The sequence below is a fragment of the Streptoverticillium reticulum genome (assembly GCF_047456005.1).
GTDB classification, from domain to species: Bacteria; Actinomycetota; Actinomycetes; order Streptomycetales; family Streptomycetaceae; genus Streptomyces; species Streptomyces reticulum.
The window spans coordinates 4,769,554-4,785,887 of record NZ_CP179755.1; the positions used below are offsets into that span (position 1 = coordinate 4,769,554).

Genomic DNA, 16,334 nt, shown 5'->3' on the forward strand with positions numbered 1-16,334 from the left:
TATTCGTTATCCGTTATCCGTTATCCGCTATCCGCGGCTGCGCGGGCAGAACTCGGCTGCCAGCAGCCGCCCTTCGGCCGCGGCCCCGGGCCGTACGTCACTGTTGACCCGATAACTGACCACATGTTGGCCGTCGTCCGTCCCGGCGGCCAGCACGTACGACCCGTTGATCTCCCCGTTGTGCCCCCACACCGTCCGCCGGCACGGCAGCCGCACCGGGAACAGCCCCATCCCGTACCGTCCCTGCGAGGCGCGGGTGTCCTCCATCGCGTGCAGCTCCGGCGCGGGCAGCAGCCTCCCGCCCAGCAGGGCGGCGAAGAAGCGGTCGAGGTCGGGAAGGGTCGTGACCATCTCTCCGGCGGCGCCCGCCGACGAGGGGTTGAGATCGGTGACGTCGGTGAGTCCTGCGCTGTACGCGCGCCCGTGCGGCGCGGGGAGAGTGGTGCGGGGGCCGGGGAAGCTGGTGCCCGTGAGGTGCAGGGGGAGGATGACGCGGCGTCGGGCCTCGTCGGCGTAGGAGTCGCCGGTGACCTGACGGATGACCATGCCGAGGAGCAGATAGTCCGTGTTGGAGTAGCGGTAGACGGCGCCCGGCGCGGCATGGGGCCGGTGGGCCAGCGCGGTGCGCAGCAGGGCCTCGGGGGTGTGGGAGTCGTAGCGGTGCGCGGCGAACCCGGCGCCGAAGAACTCGCTGAAGAACGCGTGGTCGTCGGTGTAGGAGAACAGCCCGCTGGTGTGGGTGAGCAGTTGGCGGACCGTGATGTGCGCGGTGCCCGTGGTGCGTCTGATGGCAGCGGAGTCGTCCGGGGGCAGATGGTCCACGACCGGATCGTCCGGATCCAGCCGGTGCTCCGCGACCAACTGGAGAGTGACCGTGGCGATGACCGTCTTGGTGATGCTCCCGGCACGGAAGCGGTCCGTGGGACGGATGGGGCGCCTCGTCCGGACGTCCGCGACCCCGGCCGTGCTGAACCGGGCCGTCCCGTGAGCATCTTGTGACAGCTCGGCGGCGCCGGGAACCGTACGTTCCGAAATCAGGTCATGTAGAGGTGAGCGGGCGGTGAAGCTGCATCCGGCCGCCCCTTGTGCCGCAACGGCGCAGCACAGCGCGGCCATGGCCGCCGTGAGGCGTGCGAGGGCGGTGTGCATCGGCATGCGCCCATCATCCACGGCCTCTTGGACCCTGGCCTTCCGCAGGTCCTGGGATGAGAGACAATGGACGCTCTGCCAGGGTCGGTTGGTCGCAGAGCTGATTGCCAGAGGGGACGCATGTCGGAGGCGGAGCAGACGCAGGGCACGACAGGGCGCCTCCTCGCCGGTCGGTACCGGCTGGGGGACGTCCTCGGCCGCGGTGGCATGGGTACGGTCTGGCGCGCGACGGACGAGACGCTGGGGCGCACGGTCGCGGTCAAGGAGCTGCGCTTCCCGGCCAATATCGACGAGGACGAGAAGCGCCGCCTCATCACGCGCACCCTGCGCGAGGCCAAGGCGATCGCCCGCATCCGCAGCTCGGGTGCGGTCACGGTCTACGACGTCGTGCACGAGGACGACCGCCCGTGGATCGTCATGGAGCTCATCGAGGGCCGCTCGCTCGCCGAGGTCATCCGCGAGGACGGGCCGCTGAAGTGGAGACGGGCCGCCGAGGTCGGCCTGGCCGTTCTCGACGTGCTGCGCGCCGCGCACCGCGAGGGCATCCTGCACCGTGACGTGAAGCCGTCCAACGTGCTCATCGCGGACGACGGGCGTGTCGTCCTCACCGACTTCGGCATCGCGCAGGTCGAGGGCGACCCGTCGGTCACCTCCACCGGCATGCTCGTCGGCGCCCCCTCCTACATCTCCCCCGAGCGGGCCCGTGGCCAGAAGCCCGGGCCGCCGGCCGACCTGTGGTCGCTGGGCGGCCTGCTGTACGCGGCCACCGAGGGCGCCCCTCCGTACGACAAGGGGTCGGCCATAGCGACCCTCACGGCCGTGATGACGGAGCCCCTGGGCCCGCCGAAGAACGCCGGCCCGCTGGCGGAGGTCATGTACGGGCTGCTCGCCAAGGACCCGCAGAAGCGGCTGGACGAGGCCGGTGCGCGGGCGCTGCTGACCGACGCGGTCAACGCCCCGGACGAGCGCCTGCCCAAGCGGCCGGAGCCGCAGCCGGACCTGGAGGCCACGCAGGCGATCGCGGTGCCCGCCATCCCCGCGCTGCCGGCCACGTCGATGGAGCGGACGAAGCAGACGAAGCAGACGGAGCTGCCGCAGAAGGGCCGGACTCCGGCCGTGGCGAAGCCGTCCCCGGCGGCCTCGCGGCCGTCGTCGCCCTCGGGCCCGTCGAAGCCGAAGGCGGCGCCCGCGGGACCGTCCCGTCCGGCCTCCTCGGACTCCACGACCGACCGGATACAGAGCTCGTTCCGCCCGCTGCGGGATGCGGTGCCGTCGGCGTCGGCATCGGCTTCCGAGCCGGAGAGGACGGCGCTGCAGGGTCTGGGCAGCGTCTCCACGGGCATCCGGGTCCGCGGCAGCGCGCGGTCCGGCTCCTTCGGGCGGGCCTCCGTCACGGACGTCGTGCCGCGCAAGGTGCTGCTCGTCGCCGTGGTCGTCGTGGCGCTGGCCGTTCTCGGCACGGTGCTGGCCCTTGCGCTCAGCAGCGGCGGCAAGGACCAGGACGGCAAGGGCGGTTCGCCGGTCAAGCACAAGAGCGCATCCACGGTCGTGAACGGAACGTCCGGGAAGACATCCTGAGCACGCACCGAGTACGTACTGAGCACCTCCCGAGGACGTACTGAGCCGTACGCGCCCGAAGGGGCGGGTTCGGCACGTATCGTGAGTCCTCGTGGACTGTACGCAGCCGCATTGGGCATCACCATCAGCAGCAAGCGACAGCTGAACGACCGGCTTTGACGGTAGGCGGTCATGCGGTCGACGGGTGGAACGCACGACTGGGGAGGCGCCGTGGACGAGTACGCGGGCCGGGTGCTCGCCGAGCGCTACCGCCTGCCGCTGCCGCCTTCCGAAGCGTTCGAACTCGTCGAGACCAGAGCCTTCGACACCTACAGCGGGCAGGAGGTCCTGGTCCGCCAGATCCCGCTGCCGGAGGTCGTCGACGCCGAAGTCGTCGGCGGCGAGGCGCCGTACGGGGCCGGCGGCGCGGCCGGGCGGACCGGGCAGGGGCCGGGCGACCCTGCCGTGCGCCGGGCGCTGGCAGCCGCGACGGCGGCGGCACAACTCCCCGACCACCCGCGGCTCGACCAGGTCTTCCACGTCTTCGCCGAGGCGGGCAGCCTCTGGATCGTCAGCGAACTCGTCGCCGCCAGGCCGCTCGCGGCCGTGCTGGCCGAGCGCGCCCTCTCCCCGCACCGCGCGGCCGAGGTGGCCGCCGACGTGCTCACGGCCCTGCGCGCCCTGCACGCCCACGGCTGGACCCACCGCAACATCACCGTGCGCACGGTCCTCATCTGCGACGACGGGCGGGCCATCCTCACCGGCCTGGCGGCGGGCGCGGCCGAGGAGGCGCTGTGCGGCTACGACCCGGTGCCGCAGGCCGTCGAGCCGCCGCGCGCACCCACGGGGGTGCCGGGCAGCGGCACCCCGACGGCGGCCGCCAAGAAGGGCGCGCGGTCCGCGGCCGTCGCCGCGTACACGGCGGGCACCCGTGCCGCCGCCGCCCGCACCCCGGCCGGGGAGGGCCGCACCGGCACCGCGACCGGCGCCTCCACCTGGGGCGGCGGCAGCGCCGCCAGCGGGACGGCCCCCGCGCCCGGATCCCAGCCGCCGTGGAGCGCCGACTCCCTGGTGCACGGCGTCCCCCCGGCCCGTACGGCACCCGAGGCCGTCGTGGAGCCGGCCGCCCGTGCCCCGCAGGGGCCGCAGGCCCGCACCGAACCCACTGCGGCGCGGCCGGCCGAGGGCTGGGCACAGGGCGCCGGGCCGGGCAGCGCCCTCGCGGCCGAACGGGCGCGGCAGGCACGCATGGTGGTGGTCGGCGCCGTCACCGAGCGCTGGGCCCCGGAGCAGGCCTGGCCCGTGCAGGAGAACTGGCAGCTGGCCCCGCCCGTCGGACCGGCCGCCGACCTGTGGGCGCTGGGCGCGCTCCTTTTCCGCGTCGTCCAGGGACACGCGCCCTACCCGGAGGAGAACACGGCGGAGCTGCTGCAGGCCGTCTGCACCGAGCCGCCCTCCTATGCCGAGGAGTGCGGTGCGCTGCGGCCGGTCGTCGAGTCGCTGATGCGCAAGGACCCGGCCGAGCGCCCCGAGTTCGAGGAACTCCGCGGCTGGCTGCGCTCGCTGATCCGCTCGGCGCCGGAGCCGGACATCGGCAGCCGTACGGTCACCGTGCCGTCCATCGGCGCGCTGACCTCCGGCGAGCACGCTCTCACCCTGGGCCGGGGGGCCGTCCGGCTGCCGGTCGTCCGCCGCCGCGGTGAGCTCGTCCGCCGCCGGGGCGCCCGCACGGCCGCTGCGGAGGCGGCGGCGCACGGACGGCATAAGAAGCACCTGCAGGAACAGCGGGTGCCCGCCACCACCCGGTCCCCGCACCGCCTGGGGCGCCTGCTGGTCGGCGCGGTCCTGCTCGCCCTGCTCGGCGCGGTGCTGTACGCGCTGCTGTTCATGCCGCGCGCCGAACGGACCACGGACAGCACCGCCACGGACCGCACCGGCGCCGCCGGATCCGTCGGCACGGTTCCCCAAGGCGCGGGCACCACAGGCCGGTTGGGCCAGGCCTCGGCCTCGGGCGCCCGGGAGGACGGGACGACCGAATCCGGCGACCTCGCCCAGGGCTTCTCCCTGCGCGAGGACCCCAAGGGCTTCTCCGTCGCCGTCGCCAAGGACTGGCAGCGCATCGGCGACAACGACCGCGGCCAGGTCGTCTACGCCGGCGGCGCCTACGAGCTGATCGTGGTGCCCGGGCGGGACAAGGCGGCCGACGCCGGCACCGACCCGATGGCCTACCAGGCGGACAAGGAACCCGAACTCGCCCCCTACCGCTCCTCCTCCTGGTCCGGCGCCTCGGGTCTGCGCCGCACCGACGTCGGCGGGACGGCGACGGCGGAGGGCACCTTCACCTGGAACGACAGCAGTGGCCGCCCGCTGTACGTCCGCAACGCGGCGATGCTCCTCAAGGGCCGCTACCACCTCCTCCAAGTGATCGGCCCCGCGGACCGGCAGCGCTCGGTGGACACCTTCTTCGACCAGGCCAGCGCCACGTACCGGACGGATGGCTGAGGTGCTCGGGTCTCTGTTCTGGGTCACTGTCCCGGGTCACTGCTCCGGGTCCGCGTAGCGCTCGCGCAGCCGGTGCTTGAGCACCTTGCGGAGCGTGTCGTTGCGGGGAAGCTCCGGGACGAGCTCCAGCTGTTCGGGGACCTTGTGGAGCGCGAGCCCCGCCCCGCGGAGATGGCCTGCAACGTCCGCAAGGCTCAACCGGGCGGCCCCCGGCGGTTGTTGGACGACGGCGCAGACGCGCTCCCCGCGCGCGGCGTCCGGCAGGCCGATGACGGCGGCGTCCTCGACACCCGGGTGTGTGAGGAGGAGTTGTTCGACCTCCTGGGCGGAGATGTTCTCGCCCTTGCGGATGATGATGTCCTTGAGGCGGCCGGTGAGGACGAGATGGCCGTGGTCGGTGAGATGCCCGAGGTCTCCGGTCCGGAGAAAACCGTCCGCATCGAACGCCTCGGCGGTCTGGGCCGGATCGAGATACCCCGTGCAGACGGCCTCGCCGCGCAGCCGGATCTCCCCGTCCGTCCCCGGCGGCAGCGGCCGGCCCTCCGGATCCGTCACCCGGACCTCCATGCCCGCGGGCGGCCGCCCCTCGGTGGTGGCGAGCTGCTCCTCCGTGTCCTCGCCCGGAACTCCCATGGTGATCATGGGTACTTCGGTCATGCCGTAGCCGTGTGCCAGCGGGCATCCCATCTCGCGGGCGACCTCGGCGTGGAGCGCGGGCGGTCTGGGGGCGCCGCCGCCCGCCATCAGGCGCAGTGTGGGGATGACGGGCCGGGCCGGATCCTTGCGCTGTTCGGCGAGGAACATCGTGTAGAAGGCGGTGGAGCCCCCGGCGACGGTGACGCCGTGGCGCCGGTAGGAGGGGAGCGCACCGGGCAGGGAGAAGTGCTCCAGGAGGAGGGCCGGGCAGCCGCGCAGGAGCAGCATCACCGTGTAGTCGGGCCCGGCGACGTGCGCGTAGGGGAAGGCCATGGAACCCACGTCGTGCGGGGCGAGGCGGAGCGCGTCGGCGAGACAGGAGCCGGCGGCGATGAGGGAACGGTCGCTGTGCAGCACGCCCTTGGGGTCCGAGGTCGTGCCGGAGGTCCAGTGGATCCAGCGGACGGACGTGCCGTCGGCGGGCGGGGGCGGCAGCGTCGCGGGATCGGCCTCGGGGAGGCGCGCGTACGCGGTGAACACCAGGGGCGGTACGGGCAGCGTGAGGGCCAGGCGACGGGCCATGGCGGTGTGGTCGTGACCGCGCCAGGTGCCGGGCACGGCGAAGAACTCCGCACCGGAGGCGCGTAGCGCGTGCCCGGTCTCGTGGTCGCGGCAGGCGGGGACGAGCGGCGTCTGGACGGCGCCCAGTCGGGCCAGGGCGAAGGACAGGACGACCGTCTCGATGCGGGTGGGCAGCTGCCAGGCGACGCAGCTGCCCGGCCGGACGCCGAGCCCGTGCAGCCAGGCGGCGACGCGCTCGCTGCGGGTGCGCAGGCCGCCGAACGTCAGGCGGCGGGCGGCCCCGGGCGCGGCCGCCGGGCCCGGGGGCTCGTCCTGGAGGAGCGCCGGGGCGTCCGGGGTGAGGGCGGCGCGGCGCTCGAGCAGTTCCCACAGGGTGCGGGACGCGGCGAGGTCCTGGGTGGTGCCGGTGCCGGTGCCGGGCGATTGCATGGCGGCCCTCCGTCTCGGATGCCTGACGGTTCGGCAGATAGGTGGCGAGCGTAGGAGGGCGCGCCTTGTGGGTCCAGGGGGTGGGGGCTAGCCTGGCTGGCTGCGTGAGCTGACGTACCGTCAGATCGCTGTGGGGTCCGGCCACCCCGGTCCTCTTGTCCGGCGAGGGAGGAGACGCCATGGATCTTCCGCGCATCGTCAGCGTCGACGACCATGTGATCGAGCCCGCCCACCTCTTCGACACCTGGCTGCCCGCCAAGTACCGCGACCGCGGACCCCGTCCGCTGACCGCCGGGATCGGCGAACTGCAGTACGTGGGCGGGAAGTACCGCATCACCATGGACCCCGCCGGCCCGTCCGCCGACTGGTGGATCTACGAGGATCTGCAGTTCCCGTACAAGCGCAACATCGCGGCCGTCGGCTTCGACCGCGACGACATGACCCTGGAGGGCATCACCCGCCGGGAGATGCGCCCCGGCTGCTGGGACCCGGCGGAACGGCTGAAGGACATGGACCTCAACCATGTCGAGGCGTCCCTGTGCTTCCCGACCTTCCCCCGCTTCTGCGGCCAGACCTTCGCCGAGGCGCACGACAAGGAGGTCGCCCTCGCCTGCGTGCGCGCCTACAACGACTGGATGATCGAAGAGTGGTGCGGCGACAGCGGCGGCCGGCTGATCCCGCTGTGCCTGATCCCGCTCTGGGACGTGGACCTGGCCGTCGCCGAGATCCGGCGCAACGCCGCCCGCGGCGTACGGGCCGTGACCTTCAGCGAGATCCCCCCGTACCTCGGTCTGCCGTCGATCCACACCGGCTACTGGGACCCCTTCTTCGCCGAGTGCCAGGAGACCGCCACCGTCGTCTGCATGCACATCGGCTCCTCCTCACAGATGCCCGCCGCATCGCCCGACGCGCCCCCGGCCGTCCAGGCCTCGCTGTCCTTCAACAACGCCATGGCCTCCATGACGGACTACCTCTTCAGCGGCGTGCTCGTCCGTTTCCCACGGCTCAAACTGGCCTACGCCGAAGGGCAGATGGGCTGGATCCCCTACGCCCTGGAGCGCGCCGACGACGTCTGGCGCGAGCACCGCGCCTGGGGTGGCGTGCGCGACCTGATCCCCGAGCCCCCCTCCACCTACTACTACCGGCAGATCCACTGCTGCTTCTTCCGCGACAAACACGGCATCGCCTCGCTCGACGTCGTCGGCCGCGACAACGCCACCTTCGAGACCGACTACCCCCACGTGGACTCGACCTTCCCCCACACCAAGGAGGTCGCCCTGGACCATGTGAGGGGCCTGGACGACGAGACCGTCCGCAAACTCATGCGGGGCAACGCCATCCGGATGCTGGGCCTGGACCTCGACCCCGTAGGCACCTCCGGTCTGCCTGGCCCGTTCGGCAGGTGAGCTCTCATGGACCTCACCTGCACCCCAGAGGAAGAGGACTTCCGGCAACGGCTGCGTGCCTGGCTCGCGGACGCCCTGCCCCGGCTGCCCCCCGCACCGTCACCGGCCGACTGGCCCGGGCGGCGCGCCTACGACTGCGCCTGGCAACGGGCCCTGTACGACGCTGGATACGCCGGGCTGCACTGGCCCGCCGACGCCGGGGGCCAGGGGGCCACCCCCGCCCAGCACCTGATCTTCCTGGAGGAGACCGAACTGGCGGGGGCACCCTACGTGGGCGCCAACTTCGTCGGTCTGCTGCACGCCGGCCCCACCATCGCCGCCGAGGGGACGGCCGCCCAGCGTGCCCGCTGGCTGCCGCCGATCCTGCGGGGCGAGGAGGTGTGGTGCCAGGGCTTCTCCGAACCCGAGGCCGGCTCCGACCTCGCCTCCCTGCGCACCCGCGCCACCCGGGACGGCGATGCGTACGTCGTCACCGGCAGCAAGATCTGGACCTCGCACGCCGAGGTCGCCGACTGGTGCGAACTGCTCGTGCGCACCGACGAGTCGGCCCCCCGCCACCGGGGGATCTCCTGGCTCGCCCTGCCGATGGACTCCCCGGGCGTCACGGTCCGGCCGCTGCGCACCCTGGCCGGCTCCGCCGAGTTCGCCGAGGTGCACCTGGACGAGGTGCGGGTGCCGCTCTCGTACCGCGTCGGAGCCGAGAACGACGGCTGGCGCATCACCATGGTCACCCTCTCCTTCGAACGCGGCACCGCCTTCGCAGGCGAGGTCGTCGCCTGCCGCCGCACCCTGACCCGGCTGGCCGGGAAGGCGAAGGAGAACGGCCGCTGGGACGACCCCGCGCTGCGCCGCCGACTGGGGCGGCTGAGCGCGGAGTTCGGCGCACTGTGGCGGCTGGTGCAGTGGAACGTCAGCGCGGCAGGACACGCGCTGCGCAACGGCGGGAGCGGGGTGCCGGGCACCGGAGGGTCGGTGTTCAAGCTGCGCTACTCCAAGGCCCGCCAGGAGCTGTACGACGCAGCCGCCGAGGTCCTCGGCCCTGCCTCGCTGGATGCCGAGCAGGAGTGGACCGCCCAGCGGCTCTCCTCGCTCTCGTACACGATCGCCGCCGGCACCTCGCAGATCCAGCAGAACATCATCGCCGAGCGCATCCTCGGCCTCCCGGGAGGACGGTGACGGCACCCATGGACTTCCGGCTGGACGACGACCAACGGGCCCTGCAGGCCGGCATGCGGCAGCTCCTTGAGCGGAGCTTCCCCCGTGAGCGGTTGAGGGAGGCGGTGGAGGTGCAGGGGGGGAAGGACGCTGAGGCGGGCGTCGACCGCGCGTTGTGGCGGGAGTTGGGCGACGCGGGCCTCTTCGCGCTGCGGCTGCCGGAGGAGGACGGTGGCGTGGGCCTGGGGCTCCCGGAGGCGGTGCTCCTCTTCGAGGAGGCGGGGCGGGCCCTGGTTCCCGGCCCGCTGGTCGCCACGCACCTTGCGGCAGGCCTGGTGCCAGGAGCGGCCGAAGGCGCCCGGATGGTGACGGCTCTGGCCGGGCCCGGAATGGCCGAACACCTGGACGCCGCAGACTCCGTGCTGCTCCTCGATGGCGCGAAGGCCCGGGTGTCGGCGACGGACGAGGGCACCGGGCCACGGGTCCTGGCCGCCCGGCCCGTGCAGTCGGTGGACCCGTTGACACCTCTGCACGAGGTCCATCAGCTGCCTCCGCTCTCGGCAACATGCCTGCTTCCAGGAGGAGATGGGGAACGCCTGCGCAACGAGGCCGCCCTCCTGACCGCTGCCCAGCAACTCGGCAGCGCTCTGCGTACGCTCGACCTGGCCGTCCTCCAAGCCCGGTCCCGCAGGCAGTTCGGTCGCCCCATCGGGGCCTTCCAGGCCGTGCAACACCTCTGCGCCCGCATGCTCGTACGTGCGGAAATCGCACGCAGTAGCGTGTATGCGGCCTCGCTGACCATGGCGGCCTGCGATGTCGCGGGAGCGAAGCTGCTCGCCGACGAAGCGGCCGTCCGTAATGCACGGGATTGCTTGCAAGTGCACGGCGGAATGGGTTTCACGTGGGACGCGGATGTCCACCTGCATCTCAAGCGGGCCTGGCTCAGACGCGAACAGTGGCGGACTCCGGCCGTCGCCGAGGAGGAGTTGGCCGCTGAGTTGCTGGCCGGAGACGCATATGGCGCTGCGTAACCGGGGCGCGGTGAAATGCCTGCCTTGCCATGGAAAAAAGATCACGCTGTGTTGATATCGAGTTGTGTTCCGCGTGTAACTCGTCACGGTGCGGAGTCGGGTCCGCCCTCGGGTACTCTCCCTTGGATGCGAGTGGTTCAAGGGCGCAACCATCAAGGCGTTGTCGGCCGGACGATGTCGGGCGTCGGCATGTGCCCAGCTCGCATGGGCGCGGGGAGTCCGGTTCCCCGGTGTTCGAAGCCTCGCGGCGCAGGTCGCACAGCACGGGCGGCGCATACTCCTTTGCGCCGGAATATGCCTGAAGCGCTTGTTGAGGTAACTGTACGTCAACCATGCTGTCTCGAAAGGGCATCACGTTCCGTGACCCTTGGGAGGCGTGGGGTGTTGTGTCCGCCGGTTCGGGTGGTGTGAGCGGTGCAGATGCTTCAGATGCAGATGGAGGTCCGGGCCGACCCTGCGGAAGTGGGTCGGGCTCGTAGGTGGGCGCGGTCGCGCCTCGCCGGGTCCGGCATAGGGGTCGACGAGCCGCTCGCCGAGACGCTGATCCTGCTGATCTCGGAGCTGGTCACCAACGCCGTGGTGCATACGGGCTGTCCGGCCGTGCTGCGAATGCTCTTCCCCGGTGCGGGTGCATCCATGGAGGCGGCGCCCGGTGGTTGTCCCGGAACCGTCCGCGTCGAGGTGGCCGACAACAGCACCAGGCCGCCGCGGCAGCGCTGTGCCCGGGGTGACGACACGGGCGGGAGGGGTCTGGAGCTCGTCGACGGGCTCGCCGACCGCTGGGGTTGGCAGCCCGAGGGCACGGGCAAGCGCATCTGGTGCGAGGTCGACCGCCGGGGGCCGCTGTGGACTGGTGCTTTCGAGCCACAACACGCCGCGACAAATCGGGCGTAGTCGACAAAGTCCAGACCAGGTGTTGACGTGAAGTGTTCACGTGATCACCCTTGGATGCAGCGATTCGTTGCGAGGGGACGTCGAGAGACCCGGGGATCCAGGGTTGCCTTGGCGAGTACGGGTCGCGGCCCGGCGCAACGACAGGGCTGAGGCGCCGGAGGCTGGGTGGCGGCGTGCGGTGCCGTGCTCGGGGTGTGCATCTGTACGCCGCCGTCCGCCCATGACTTGCGGCTCGCCCGCAGTTTGGCGCTTTCCGCTCGCGTTCGGTTGCCGCTGATGTTGCCGGTGCGGCCGGCGTGGCCGATGTCCCGTCCCCTCAGAGCACGGCGACCGGGGCGACGGGGGCTCCCGTTCCCCCGACGAACGGTTCCGGTGTCGCCGACAGCAGGAAGGTGTGGCGCCGCTCCTCGGCGCACGCGGCGGAGAGCTCCTCCAGATTCCAGTTCTGGCCCTGCGGCATCCCCATCTCCACCAGGTGCAGGGCATGTACGGGCAGCCAGAGGTTCTCGATCTCCGGTGGGACGATCTCGAACGTGAGCGTGTCGTTGGCGACCGCGGCGACATTGCGGGCGTGGAACCACTCGGGCGTGCGGACCGACAGCCCGGGCGAAGGGAAGCCGTACGCCTCTTTGTCGCCCTCCAGATAGTGCTGCACCTGACCGGTCCGTACGAGGACGATGTCGCCCTCCCCGACCGTGGTGCCCGCCAGTTCCTCGGCCGCGTCGAGGTCTTCGGGCGTGACGGCATGGCCGCCGTCGAGCCGCTCCACCCCCTGGGCGCGGGCGACGTCGAGCAGGACGCCGCGGGAGACGACCGGCCCGGCCTTCTCGATGCCGCTGAAGGCCGCACGGGCGTGGGCGGTGACGGAATCCGCCGGGCGGCCGTTGTAGAGCCGGCCACCGTGGGAGACGTGGGCCAGCCCGTCCCAGTGGGTGGCCGCCTGCAGGCCCATGGTCACCACGTCGTCGCTGGTGGCGACCGTTCCCGGGCCGAAGAGCTCCGCATTGACTGACGTCATGGTGTGCAGCGGATTGACCCTGCCGGGGATGAGGCCCGTCTGCACCCCGTCCTGCTGCAGGGGCAGCGCCAGCGGGATCCGGCGGCCGCTGGTCACGGTCGCGGCGGCTCTGCGCACGACATCGTCGGTGATCAGGTTGAGCGTTCCGATCTCGTCGTCCGCCCCCCAACGCCCCCAGTTGTTGACCCGCTTGGCGATCTCGTGGAACTCGGGTGGCAGCGCCATGGGTTCCCTCCCGGCTCTTGTCTTCCCCGGCCCTCCTCTCCAGAATCTAACGGTCCGTCAGAAGTTGCGGGAAGGGGCGCACCGTGGGGAACTTCTTGGCAGGCAAGGTGGTTGCCGTCACCGGTGCCGGCCGGGGGATCGGCCGGGCCGTGGCCCTGGCCTGTGCCGCCGAGGGGGCACGCGTCGTCGTCAACGACTACGGGGTGACCATCGGCGGCGAAGAACCCGCCGGCGAGGTCGCCGCCGCCGTGGCCAAGGAGATCGAAACGGCGGGCGGCGAGGCCGTGGCCGTCACGGACGACATCTCGACCATGGCCGGAGGGCAGCGGATCGCCGACACCGCCCTCGCCCGCTACGGACACATCGACGGTGCTGTGTGCGTGGCCGGAATCCTGCGCGAACGCATGCTCTTCAACATGACGGAAGAGGAGTGGGACCCCGTCATCGCCACTCACCTCAAGGGCACGTTCACCGTCTTCCGGGCCGCCTCGGCCGCCATGCGGCGCCAGGGGAGCGGAACTCTCATCGGTTTCACGAGCGGCAGCCATCAGGGCAGCGTCGCCCAGGCCAACTACGCCTCCGCCAAGGGCGGCGTGATCTCCCTCGTGCGCAGTGCAGCCCTGGGCCTCCACAAATACGGGGTGACCGCGAACTGCGTTGCCCCCGTGGCCCGTACACGGATGTCCGCCAAGGTGCCGATGGAACTGACGGAGATCGGCGAACCGGAGGACGTGGCCGCACTCGTCGTCTACCTGCTCAGCGACCGCGCTCGTGCCGAGGGAATCACCGGGCAGGTCTACACCGTGGCCGGCCCCAAGATCGCCGTATGGGCGCAGCCCCGCGAACTGCGTGCCGCCTATGCCGAAGGCGGCTGGAGCCCCGAGAAGATCGCCGATCTCCTTCCGGGGACGGTCGGCACCGATCCGATGCCGCTCCTGGACCGGCTGCAGGCCATGGCCAAGGCGGCTGCGGCGGACGAGCGGCCCAATACCTAGTCCGCATACGGCGGTTCCCGCCCCCCGTTCCCCGCGGGTTGTATCGAAGGGAGACGGCATGGACTTCGCCTTCGGGCCGCAGGACGAAGCACTCCGGGAGGAGGCGCGGGCCTGGCTGGCCGAGCGCCTCGCCGGGGAGCCCGGGGCGCGTTCCCGGGCCGGCGGCCGTGCCTGGGAACGCGAACTCGGCACCGGCGGTTGGATCGGCCTCGGCTGGGACCGCACGCACGGAACCTTCGGCAACCGCTCCGCCACACCGGCCGGACAGATCGTCTGGGCCGAGGAATACGTTCGCGCCCAGGCGCCCGCCCGCCTCGGTCACATGGGCGAGAACCTGCTGGCCCCCACCCTCCTCGCCCACGGCGACGCCGATCAGCGAGCCCGCTTCCTTCCCGCCATCGCCCGCGGCGAGGAACTCTGGTGCCAGGGCTACAGCGAACCGGGCGCAGGGTCCGACCTCGCCGCCGTCCGTACGTCCGCAACCCGCGCCGACGGCGGCCGCACCTATCGGATCACCGGCCAGAAGATCTGGACCTCCCACGCCCGCGAGGCCGACTGGTGCTTCGTCCTCGCCCGCAGCACGGCGGGATCGCGGCGCCATCACGGACTCTCCCTGTTGCTCGTCCCCATGGACCAGCCCGGCCGGATCACCGTCCGCCCGATCCGGCAGATGTCCGGGGACGCCGGTTTCAACGAGGTGTTCTTCGACGATGCCGAGGCCCGCGCCGAACACCTCGTCGGCGGAGAGGGCAACGGCTGGCGGGTCGCGATGAGCCTGCTCGCCCGGGAGCGCGGAGTGGCCACCCTCGCCCAGCAGATCGGCTTTGCGGCCGAACTGGCCCGGGTCGTCGGCCTCGCCCGGGAGACGGGCGCCGCAGCGGAACCGGTCATGCGCGACCGGCTCGTACGGCAGTGGGCCGAGCTGCAGAGCATGCGCTGGAACGCCCTGCGGAACCTCGGCGCGGGGGACGATCCCGGGGCGGGCGCAGTCGCCAAACTGCTGTGGAGCGGCTGGCATCGACGGCTGGGCGAGCTGGCGATGCAGGTACGCGGCGCGTCCGCCGCCCTCGGGCCGCGCGACTGGGATGCCGCGCGCCCCTACGAACTGGACGACCTGCAGCGCCAGTTCCTCTTCAGTCGCGCCGACACCATCTACGGCGGCTCGGACGAGATCCAGCGCACCGTCATCGCCGAGCGCGTGCTCGGCCTGCCGAAGGAGCCCCGGCCATGACATCGGCGACACCGGCGGCAGCAACCGCCTACGGGCACTGGATCGGCGGCACGTGGCGTGCGCCGGAAAAAGGGCACTATCCAGTTGTCAATCCGGCGACCGAAGAGGTCGTCGGGGAGGCCCCGGAGGCGACTCCCGCCGAAGTCGCCGACGCCGTGACCGCCGCACGGGCCGCTCAGGACGGCTGGTCCCGTACGACTCCGCTGCAACGCGCAGCCGTACTGGACCGGATGGCGGAACTGATCCTCGAACACAAGGAGGAGATCGTCCCCCTCCTCCAGGCCGAGACGGGCGCGACCCTGCGCGTCACCTCGGCCATGCAACTGCCCACGGCGGCCGAACGCTTCCGGTGCTATGCGCGAGGCGCCCTGGAACCGGACACCGTGCCGCTCGCGCCCCGGCCCGTCGCGGCGAGCCCGCTCGCTCCCGGCGGCCTCGTGGGCGCCGTGGCCGTGCGCCGCCCCGTGGGCGTGGTCGGCTGCATCACCTCCTACAACTTCCCGGTCGTCAATCTCGCGGGCAAGGTCGCCCCTGCCCTGGCCATGGGCAATACGGTCGTGGCCAAGCCGGCGCCGCAGGACCCCCTGTGCTGTCTGCTCCTGGGCCCGCTCTTCCAGGAGGCCGGCCTCCCGGACGGTGCGTTCAACGTGGTGACCGGTTCGGGGCCTGCCGCCGGTGAGGCGCTGGTGGCCCATCCCGGCGTCGACATGGTCAGCTTCACCGGTTCCACCGCCGTGGGGAAGAAGATCGCCGAGGCCGCGGGGAGGTCGATGAAGCGCACCCTGATGGAGCTGGGCGGCAAGGGTGCTGCCATCGTCCTGGGGGATGCCGACGGAGCGGTGCTCAGGTCGGCGATCGGGGCGGTCGGTTCGGTCTGGTCCTTCCACAGCGGGCAGATCTGCACGGCGCCGACCCGCGTGCTCGTCCAACGGGCGTTGTACGAACGGGTCGTTGCCGGTCTCCAACGTTACGCTGAGTCACTGACCGTGGGAAGCCCTGTGGACAACTCCACCGCCGTGGGCCCGTTGATCTCCGCCGACCAGCGCGACCGTGTCGAGGCGTACATCGCCGGCGCCCGGGCCCAGGGAGCCCGGATCGTCGTCGGCGGCACCCGCCCCGACCTGCGGCGCGGCTTCTACGTGGGGCCCACCCTGATCGCCGACGCCACCCCGGACATGACCGTGGCCCGCGAGGAGATCTTCGGGCCCGTCGTCGTCGCCCTCCCCTTCTACGACGAGGACGAAGCGGTGCACATCGCCAACGGCACCCCGTACGGGCTCCACGACTACGTCTTCGGCTCCGACACCGCCCGCGCCTGGGCCCTCGCCGCCCGGCTGCGCAGCGGCAACGTCGGCATCAACACGGCCCAGCGGCACCCCGAGACCCCGTTCGGGGGCTTCAAGGAGAGCGGCATCGGCCGGGACGGGGGCTCCTTCGGACTGCACGCGTACAGCGAACTCCAGTCGGTCGTCTGGTCCTCCTGAGACCGCCGCCGTCAACCCGCGAGGACGAGAGGACAGCTGG

At 72.0% G+C, this 16,334-nt stretch carries 11 protein-coding genes and 1 pseudogene; 9 read left to right on the plus strand and 3 right to left on the minus strand.

The genetic code is table 11. From position 1 onward, the window contains the following. Positions 1–27 precede the first annotated feature (27 nt). Positions 28–1,155, minus strand: a complete 1,128-nt coding sequence (locus ACMATS_RS21870; RefSeq protein ID WP_391149720.1) for a serine hydrolase domain-containing protein — start codon at positions 1,153–1,155, stop codon at positions 28–30. A 114-nt stretch (positions 1,156–1,269) separates the two neighbouring features. On the opposite strand from ACMATS_RS21870, the pseudogene ACMATS_RS21875 reads away from it, so the two are divergent. Beyond that, positions 1,270–2,694: pseudogene (locus ACMATS_RS21875) on the plus strand (protein kinase domain-containing protein); the annotation flags it as partial. Positions 2,695–2,937: 243 nt separating this feature from the next. Beyond that, complete coding sequence (locus ACMATS_RS21880; RefSeq protein ID WP_414168769.1) at positions 2,938–5,208, plus strand: protein kinase; 2,271 nt, start codon at positions 2,938–2,940, stop codon at positions 5,206–5,208. A gap of 36 nt (positions 5,209–5,244) precedes the next feature. On the opposite strand, the gene ACMATS_RS21885 is transcribed toward ACMATS_RS21880, so the two are convergent. Then, the gene (locus tag ACMATS_RS21885; RefSeq protein WP_414168770.1) at positions 5,245–6,855 is read right to left on the minus strand and encodes a class I adenylate-forming enzyme family protein; all 1,611 of its coding nucleotides are present in this window, start codon (positions 6,853–6,855) and stop codon (positions 5,245–5,247) included. Between the two features lie 179 nt (positions 6,856–7,034). Between ACMATS_RS21885 and ACMATS_RS21890 the strand changes: the two genes are divergently transcribed. From ACMATS_RS21890 to ACMATS_RS21905, 4 genes are all read left to right on the plus strand, one after another. Continuing rightward, complete coding sequence (locus ACMATS_RS21890; protein ID WP_414168771.1) at positions 7,035–8,261, plus strand: amidohydrolase family protein; 1,227 nt, start codon at positions 7,035–7,037, stop codon at positions 8,259–8,261. A 6-nt stretch (positions 8,262–8,267) separates the two neighbouring features. Continuing rightward, on the plus strand, positions 8,268–9,437 hold the full coding sequence (locus tag ACMATS_RS21895; protein ID WP_390779914.1) for an acyl-CoA dehydrogenase family protein: 1,170 nt from the start codon (positions 8,268–8,270) through the stop codon (positions 9,435–9,437). Between the two features lie 8 nt (positions 9,438–9,445). After that, positions 9,446–10,447, plus strand: a complete 1,002-nt coding sequence (locus ACMATS_RS21900; RefSeq protein WP_414170760.1) for an acyl-CoA dehydrogenase family protein — start codon at positions 9,446–9,448, stop codon at positions 10,445–10,447. Between the two features lie 414 nt (positions 10,448–10,861). Further along, positions 10,862–11,341, plus strand: coding sequence for an ATP-binding protein (locus ACMATS_RS21905; protein ID WP_414168772.1), 480 nt, complete (start codon positions 10,862–10,864; stop codon positions 11,339–11,341). Positions 11,342–11,657: 316 nt separating this feature from the next. Here ACMATS_RS21905 and ACMATS_RS21910 read toward each other — a convergent pair whose 3' ends face one another. After that, complete coding sequence (locus tag ACMATS_RS21910) at positions 11,658–12,584, minus strand: cyclase family protein (protein ID WP_414168773.1); 927 nt, start codon at positions 12,582–12,584, stop codon at positions 11,658–11,660. An 83-nt stretch (positions 12,585–12,667) separates the two neighbouring features. On the opposite strand from ACMATS_RS21910, the gene ACMATS_RS21915 reads away from it, so the two are divergent. The 3 genes from ACMATS_RS21915 to ACMATS_RS21925 are packed head-to-tail and all read left to right on the plus strand — an operon-like array spanning position 12,668 to position 16,294. Then, a complete protein-coding gene (locus ACMATS_RS21915; protein ID WP_414168774.1) occupies positions 12,668–13,579 on the plus strand; it encodes an SDR family oxidoreductase in 912 nt (303 codons plus the stop codon). Between the two features lie 58 nt (positions 13,580–13,637). Then, complete coding sequence (locus ACMATS_RS21920) at positions 13,638–14,810, plus strand: acyl-CoA dehydrogenase family protein (protein ID WP_414168775.1); 1,173 nt, start codon at positions 13,638–13,640, stop codon at positions 14,808–14,810. After that, positions 14,807–16,294, plus strand: a complete 1,488-nt coding sequence (locus ACMATS_RS21925; protein WP_414168776.1) for an aldehyde dehydrogenase family protein — start codon at positions 14,807–14,809, stop codon at positions 16,292–16,294. The genes ACMATS_RS21920 and ACMATS_RS21925 overlap by 4 nt, the downstream gene beginning before the upstream one ends. The last annotated feature ends 40 nt before the right edge of the window (positions 16,295–16,334 follow it).

What these genes read in the sequence shown, in the direction of transcription:
- ACMATS_RS21910 (WP_414168773.1), bottom strand. Translation starts at nt 12,584, where the DNA reads ATGGCGCTGCCACCCGAGTTCCACGAGATCGCCAAGCGGGTCAACAAC.
- ACMATS_RS21895 (WP_390779914.1), top strand. Translation starts at nt 8,268, where the DNA reads ATGGACCTCACCTGCACCCCAGAGGAAGAGGACTTCCGGCAACGGCTG.
- ACMATS_RS21885 (WP_414168770.1), bottom strand. Translation starts at nt 6,855, where the DNA reads ATGCAATCGCCCGGCACCGGCACCGGCACCACCCAGGACCTCGCCGCG.
- ACMATS_RS21870 (WP_391149720.1), bottom strand. Translation starts at nt 1,155, where the DNA reads ATGCCGATGCACACCGCCCTCGCACGCCTCACGGCGGCCATGGCCGCG.
- ACMATS_RS21925 (WP_414168776.1), top strand. Translation starts at nt 14,807, where the DNA reads ATGACATCGGCGACACCGGCGGCAGCAACCGCCTACGGGCACTGGATC.
- ACMATS_RS21890 (WP_414168771.1), top strand. Translation starts at nt 7,035, where the DNA reads ATGGATCTTCCGCGCATCGTCAGCGTCGACGACCATGTGATCGAGCCC.
- ACMATS_RS21920 (WP_414168775.1), top strand. Translation starts at nt 13,638, where the DNA reads ATGGACTTCGCCTTCGGGCCGCAGGACGAAGCACTCCGGGAGGAGGCG.
- ACMATS_RS21900 (WP_414170760.1), top strand. Translation starts at nt 9,446, where the DNA reads ATGGACTTCCGGCTGGACGACGACCAACGGGCCCTGCAGGCCGGCATG.